Source organism: Fundicoccus ignavus, assembly GCF_009659375.1.
GTDB lineage: Bacteria > Bacillota > Bacilli > Lactobacillales > Aerococcaceae > Fundicoccus > Fundicoccus ignavus.
This window is the reverse complement of the sequence record NZ_WJQT01000040.1, coordinates 1-7,116: the sequence shown is the minus strand read 5'-3', so window position 1 is coordinate 7,116 and position 7,116 is coordinate 1. Positions and strand designations below refer to the sequence as shown.

Annotated in this window: 6 protein-coding genes; 5 read left to right on the top strand and 1 reads right to left on the bottom strand. The window is 36.5% G+C overall.

Going from position 1 to position 7,116, the window contains the following annotated elements; translation table 11 throughout:
- The first annotated feature begins 636 nt into the window (after positions 1–636).
- The 5 genes from GF867_RS14460 (at position 637) to GF867_RS13460 (ending at position 6,373) form a co-directional block, all read left to right on the top strand.
- Entirely contained in the window at positions 637–1,557 is a 921-nt protein-coding gene (locus GF867_RS14460) for a recombinase family protein (protein WP_366927847.1), read from the top strand.
- A 27-nt stretch (positions 1,558–1,584) separates the two neighbouring features.
- Complete coding sequence (locus GF867_RS13475; RefSeq protein WP_153833609.1) at positions 1,585–2,628, top strand: protein kinase family protein; 1,044 nt, start codon at positions 1,585–1,587, stop codon at positions 2,626–2,628.
- Positions 2,629–3,142: 514 nt separating this feature from the next.
- Positions 3,143–3,769 carry a TetR/AcrR family transcriptional regulator gene (locus tag GF867_RS13470; protein WP_153833608.1) on the top strand — a complete coding sequence of 209 codons (627 nt, stop codon included), beginning with the start codon at positions 3,143–3,145 and terminating at the stop codon, positions 3,767–3,769.
- 83 nt (positions 3,770–3,852) lie between these two features.
- The gene (locus tag GF867_RS13465) at positions 3,853–4,734 is read left to right on the top strand and encodes an ABC transporter ATP-binding protein (protein ID WP_153833607.1); all 882 of its coding nucleotides are present in this window, start codon (positions 3,853–3,855) and stop codon (positions 4,732–4,734) included.
- Between the two features lie 25 nt (positions 4,735–4,759).
- The gene (locus GF867_RS13460; protein WP_495524954.1) at positions 4,760–6,373 is read left to right on the top strand and encodes an ABC transporter permease; all 1,614 of its coding nucleotides are present in this window, start codon (positions 4,760–4,762) and stop codon (positions 6,371–6,373) included.
- Between the two features lie 645 nt (positions 6,374–7,018).
- On the opposite strand, the gene GF867_RS13455 is transcribed toward GF867_RS13460, so the two are convergent.
- Positions 7,019–7,116: IS3 family transposase (locus GF867_RS13455; RefSeq protein ID WP_153833605.1), on the bottom strand; the 98-nt coding region annotated here is incomplete at its 5' end.

Here is a 7,116-nt window from a genome sequence, read left to right as displayed (position 1 = left end):
ACGGAGCAAACAGCTTCCACTTATTATGATCATTTTCAACCCCCAACTGATGAAGAAGGTGAAGTAATAGTAGTCGAGGGATATTAATATTGTGGTTTTAGGCATGGAAATTGTACTAGATGATAAGTATTGTCAAATTTTTTGAAAGATATACTTCCAACAAGGGGATACCAGCTTCAGGTGATATCATTATTGTCATCTCAGAGCAGAGGGTAGTATTGATTCAGCCGGAAGAATAAGTGGCGATGCAATGAAGACGATGAATGCATTATTGAAATTACAGGAAAAAAAACTTACTGAAATACGTTATGTTTATTCTTTTGACAACTCTACTCAATCATGATTATGCAATTAGACACGTTATTTTTTATCATGAATGGATATGTTCCCGTCTACCGAAAGTGCTAAAAACGCAGTGGATATGTTTCCGAGAACGAACATACTCAAATGACATTCATTCTGTCCTCTCAAGCCATGTTGAGACGGTCGTATTGATAACGCGCAATATGTAGCTGAAAGAGATTACGCGGACACAATATGTTGTGATTTCACGCATTTAAAGAGCAATAATTGCCTACTTATCATTGGCGATAAAACGTGATTTAATTAGGCTATATTAAAACAGGAGGTGAGCTTGTGGATTCAAAAATCTGGTATATCCCGGTAAAGAATGACCGTTTAGAAAAGAAAGTCGGAATTTACTGCAGGGTCAGTACAAACGAAAGAGAACAGCTTTATAGCCTTGCAGCACAGATTTCCGCTTTGACAAGAGCGGTTGCGAATGTTAGTCAGTGGAGACTGGCAGATGTTTTTATCGATATCGCTTCAGCGAATGGAGAAATACCTCGTCGGGAATTTGAACGACTGCTTCGAGAATGTGAAGCTCACAATATCTCCGTTGTCCTCACAAAAAGCATTAGCAGATTTGGCAGAGATACGGTTGAAACCTTATCAGCAATCAATCGGTTGAAGGCAGCCGGTGTCAGAATAATATTTGAAGAAGAAAACCTGGATACCGATGAAATTGACAGCAATCTTATGATTTCGGTGATTGAATCCTTTGCCCAGGCTGAAAATGAGAGCCGAAGCGAAAATATCCGCATGGGACTTGCTATGAGAGCAGCAAACGGAACTTCTGGACTCTACAAAAGAAAGTTGTATGGTTACAAAAAGAACAAAGATGGCGAGCTTATAATTGATGATGGACAGGCTAAGGTTGTGCGGGACATTTTCAGATGGTATCTGGATGGTGCCAGTGTGCTTGGCATTATTAAGAAGTTGTCAGAAGCTGGCATACCGTCTCCTGCCGGTAAGGAACAATGGAATAAGCGAGCGATAGAGAAAATGCTTGAAAATGAGAAGTATACTGGTACAGTCTCGCTTTTGGATTCTGCTACACAGCAATATGAGTTCCAAATGAAAGAATGTCATCCGCCGATCATTACGGAGAGCGAGTTCAGGGCTATTCAGGAAGAAAAGAAGAAGCGAAGTAATATTGTCACAGATGATGACGGTACACGTCGCAGCAGTAGAAAATATAGTTCGAAGAAGAAATAAAAAATCTTATTTTTAGGAGGAAAGAAAATGTTTAAAGTTGATATTTTTCAGTTAGAAGAAATTCTTACAGACTTCGGAATAGATACAAAGGTTAAATCCTTTATAGAGTTGCAGAGATATCATTATGAGAAGCACGATCCTCAATCAAAAGAGGTACGGCTGATTATAAAGGTCGAATTGAATAATCAATTACCAATTGTAATTAGGTTCAAAAACGAGACAGGTGTAACGCTTGAGCTCATTGAAAACCAGAGTCGCTTTGCCAGTCTTCTGCTTAAAAATGGCATTGAAACGCCGAAACAATACAGTTGCGGTGGAAATTATGCAAAATGGTATTCAGTTGGTAACTATGATGTAATCGTAACTGTGGAACAGTTTGTTGAAGGAGAGCTTCGATATATAGATAGTGAAATTGCAGAAGTGACGGGAAGGTTGCTTGCTAGAACTCACAATATTGCTGAGCACGCTGATTACCATGTTCACAACGATGTTTTGTTTAACCCTTTGCAAGAAAATGACTTGTTCAGTGTTATTGAATTCCTTCGGTATAAGGATCAATTGATGTCTATTGAGCCTGATTTGTATAAGAGTATTATTAATCAATATGAAGAATGCCTAGATAGAATATCTGTTTTCCGGGATGAACCTCGATATGCTGTGCAAGGTGATATCAGTGATTGCAATCTTTACAAAACTGAAGATGGCAAAATAGGAATGTTTGATTTCAATCGTTGCGGTGACAATAACCTATATTTTGATGCCATTATGCAAGCCGTTTTTGTAGCACGCCTGATGAATTATCCTGATAACTACACCGGTAAAAGTGAGGAACTGATTCTTCCAGCATTTTTAAGAGGTTATAACCGCGAACGTACTTTTTCAGATATGCAGAAAAAGATATATCCGTACTTATATGCCGTTATCAATGCTTTTTGGAGTGCTGATATCATCTGGAATGATAATAACCTGCGTCATTCAATTGAAGCAGGCGATAAGGAAAAGATCAGTATGTGGATGAAGGAGATTGATAGGCGTATACATACACTTTTCGAAATCCCGCTTGCCTATTGAACGGTCAATTTCATTTTGCACTCCATATGTAAAACGAAATAGCCTACTTATGTGAGGCGACAGATTTGATATTAGGTTATTGAATGACAAATGAAGATGTAAGTAAATTCAGGCGTTTTCACTGATTTTGGATATGTTTCAGAAATAGCCTAAGTATCACATGTTGAGACGGTAGTATTGATGTCACGGGTGGATAAGTAAGCGTGTAATAAGATAAGTAAATAAAGGCTTTCCGTGATTTGAGATCTGGTTCTAAGCCGGAAGGATAATCACGGATTTTTGCTTTGAGGGAAGTTATCCAACAATGATGAAATAAAAAAATATCAGCCGAAATAATTGTTGATGTGGTGAGTTGACAAAATAGCTGGTAAAAATTATGTAGATGGATGTAAATGAATAGTTATTTTTAAGGATATGTTATTCTTAATTGCTTCATTTCATATTGACTGGAACGGTCAATCTTGATATCCTCTAAATGACCGGTTGAGTCATCAGTTTATAAAGAAAGGTGGTTATGAGCATTTATTCAAAATTTAATAACTTAAAACCAGAAAAACAAAAGCAAATTATTAACGCAGCAATAAAAGAATTTGTCCAAAGTGGTTTTGAAAAAGCATCTACTAACGAAATTGTAAAAAGAGCTAATATTTCAAAAGGCTCGCTGTTTAACTATTTTAACAGTAAAAAGGATCTTTACTTGTACTTGATTGAGTATGGTAGTCAAGTAATCGTGAATCTAAATGAACAAATTGACTTGTCTGAAAATGATCTATTTAAAAGAATCGAAAGAGTTGGTTTACAAAAGTTCTATATTCAACAAAAGTACCCACAGGTATTGGATTTCTTGGCATCAACTAAACAAGAGGAGTCTGTAGAAGTAAAGGATATCATTAAACAAAGGCTCAATCCAATCTATAATCAAGCCATGAATAAATTATATAAAGACATTGATTACTCTAAATTCCGGGAAGGAATTGATATTGAAAAAGCAATTGAGATTTTGAATTGGACGATGTTTGGTATAGGAGAGAAAGGACTAAAGGAATTGGTTACCTTTGAGGATATTGGTAAATTTGGAGAGAAATATCTAGAAGAGTGGAACGTTTATGCCGAATTACTGAAATACAGCTTCTATAAATAAAACTGAATTAAAGGTGTATTGAAATGAAAACATAGTAGCTTTAGATTTTTATCTAAAAAATTTTAAAAGAGGGTGTCTATATTATGACCGATATTGTAAAGGTACAAGGATTACAAAAAAAGTTTGGTAAATTTCAAGCATTGCGTGACGTGTCGTTCACGATAAAGTCGGGGGAAGTGGTTGGGTTTATTGGTCCTAATGGTGCTGGGAAATCTACAACTATTCGTGCCCTATTAGGTATTATAAAACGTGATGCTGGTATTGCCGAGATATTCGGTAAGGACGTTTGGAAGGATAGTCTTGAAATTCATAAGCGCATTTCTTATGTCCCTGGAGATGTTGCCCTTTGGGGAAGTTTAACGGGGGGAGAAATTATCGATCTCTTCATCAAATTACATGGTAGTGGAGATAAAGAAAAGCGCGATTATTTAATTAAACGTTTTGATTTAGACCCTAAGAAAAAAGCCAAAGGATATTCAAAAGGAAATCGTCAAAAAGTTGGATTGATTGCAGCATTATCTGTTGATTCTGATTTATATATTTTTGATGAACCGACATCTGGTCTTGATCCTTTAATGGAACAAGTTTTCCAAGAAGAAGTTGAAAAAATTAAAGCATCTGGTAAAGCTATTTTATTGTCCTCCCATATTTTAAGTGAGGTAGAACGATTAGCAGATAAGGTTGTAATTATACGCCAAGGTGAAATTGTTGAAACTGGAACCCTTGATGAATTACGACATTTAACTCGGTCTACTGTCACTTTAGTGACAAGTGGAGATGTATCAAAAATGGCTTTTGTAGATGGAGTACATGATTTTATTCAAAATGATAGCCAAGCAACATTCTCTGCCGATAATCAATATCTCAATAATATTTTGATTGAAGCTAGCAAATTAGGTGTCACAAGGTTTGAATCTATACCGCCAACACTCGAAGATTTGTTTATGCGTCATTATGAAAGCTAAGCCGTGGGAAGGAGGAAAAATTATTATAAAAGAAAAATTCGCTCGTTGGGACACATTGTTTTTACAGTATTTAAAACGAGATTGGAAAAAAATTATTATATGGGTATTGGGACTTGGCATGTTTTCGGCTGGATTTGTTCCAGCTTTCAAAGAAATAGCAAAAGGGCAAGGTTTAGTCGGAATGTTCGAAACTTTGCAAAACCCCGCAATGATCTCTATGGTGGGTCCGACTCCAGTTGAAACAGGAGCTGATTATACCTTAGGAGCAATGTATGCGCATGAAATGTTGTTGTTTTGTGGTTTGTTTGCGATGATAATATCTATTTTACACGTGATAGGCCATACTCGTAAAGAAGAAGATCTTGGCCTTACTGAGCTAGTGCGTTCATTTCAAATAGGTCGTCAAGCAAATTCTCTTGCAGCAATAGCAGAGATAGTCTGCATCAATGGTATACTAGCACTGTTTATTGCAGGAGTAATGATAAGTTTCGGGGCCGATACGATTTCTATTTTTGGTTCCGTGTTATACGGGGCATCAATCGGAATGGCAGGGATTATTGGTGCTGGGATTGCTCTAATAATGGCACAAATTATGCCCACGTCATCGGCTGCAACGGGATCATCTTTAGGAATTGTAGGATTACTTTACATTGTTCGTGCTGGAACAGATGTCTCCAATGTTGACTTATCTATGATGAATCCTTTGGGATGGACATATTTAACTTTTCCTTTTACAGATAATAATTGGTTTCCACTTATTTTTGCTTTGATTTTCAGTATAATAGTGGTGTTCATAGCTTTTTCACTTGAAGGTGGCCGCGATATGGGGGCTGGATATTTACCGCAAAGAGAAGGGCGTGAAAGTGCAAAGCAGTCTTTGCTGTCCGTCCGGGGATTATTTATAAAGGTTAATAAAGGTGTCATCATTAGTTGGTTAATCGCATTTGTTGTTATGGGCGCTACCTATGGTTCGATTTATGGAGATATGAAGACATTCATAGAAAGTAATGAAATGATGAAACAAATGTTTTCTCACGCAGGATTTTCTATAGAAGAATCATTCACTGGCACAATTATGATGGTTTTGATTAGTTTGGTTTCTATTCTACCAATTGCGATTGTAAATAAACTCTTTTCTGAAGAAAGACGATTACACTTAAGTCAGATTTATGCAACAAAAGTAACCCGCAGTCAATTGTATTGGACTAGTATAGGGTTATCGATATTAGGAGGATTATTAGGAGTTTTATTAGCAGCAGGTAGTCTTGGGGGTACTGCTATCTCTGCGATGGGGAATAGCGGAGAGATGGATATAGTTGACTTTTTTGCTGCTGGCTTTAACCTTTTCCCTTCTGTTTTATTCTTTATAGGTCTGGCGGCGTTAGCTCTTGGATGGGCACCGAAACTAGGTAAAATAGTGTATATTTATCTTACATTCTCTTTTTTATTAAATTATTTTAGCGGCTTAATAGACCTTCCGGAATGGTTTTTAAATACTGCTATACAAAGTTGGATGCCTCAAATGCCAATGGATGATTTTGAAGCATCAGTTTTTCTTACAGTTACTATGATTAGCATTGCTTTAATAGTAATAGGTTTCTTGGGTTATAGTAGACGGGATATGAATGAAGGAGCTTAAATTGATTGAATAGTAAATCGTGTAAATTAACGATTTAAATTCTGGTGTTGTAGGTTTTAACATTAATCGATGAAACTAAATAATTTTTATTATTACAGGTTTCATATATTTGATAAGGATAGAAGTATTCTAAACTAGAATTATATTTCGATACTTTTGGCAACCATTAGAAAGGTAGTCGTTATGTTCCCACGAACGTACAAATTAGTCGATATGTTCCCGCATACGACAGTTTCACTAAAAATCATAAATACATCAATTCTATCAACTCGTCCCACGTTGAGACGGTAACACTACTTGTGAAAGAGCATTAGCGACAGAAGAAGTAGATGTTCCGCCCATGCACGGACTTCCCAAGAAGACAAGTCGATAGGCGCAGTCTGATTGGTAGAAGTCGTCTGCTGAGTGTGTCGTATTGCTTGAGGCTGTTAGAGCTTAGCGATATACAGCCTTAGCTGCGTAACAAAGTGTAGCTGATGCAAAAGGTTAGAGACTAAAATCTTGATGTTATAATGTTCTTGATGGACCACATAAGAACTCCCACTAATATTAAAAGGAGTATACTTAGTTTAAAGATTAAGTGACTCCTTCTTATTATGCAAGCAGGGATATGTCTTGGATTGTCAACACTAAATCAAACAAATATTATAAGGTCTGTAATCGGTATTCCACAGGGCTTTTATAACCAAGCGTTCCGTGGATTCTGATATTATTAAACCAATTTACATCATCATTTAATTCAA

What these genes read in the sequence shown, in the direction of transcription:
- GF867_RS13465 (WP_153833607.1), top strand. Translation starts at nt 3,853, where the DNA reads ATGACCGATATTGTAAAGGTACAAGGATTACAAAAAAAGTTTGGTAAA.
- GF867_RS13475 (WP_153833609.1), top strand. Translation starts at nt 1,585, where the DNA reads ATGTTTAAAGTTGATATTTTTCAGTTAGAAGAAATTCTTACAGACTTC.
- GF867_RS13470 (WP_153833608.1), top strand. Translation starts at nt 3,143, where the DNA reads ATGAGCATTTATTCAAAATTTAATAACTTAAAACCAGAAAAACAAAAG.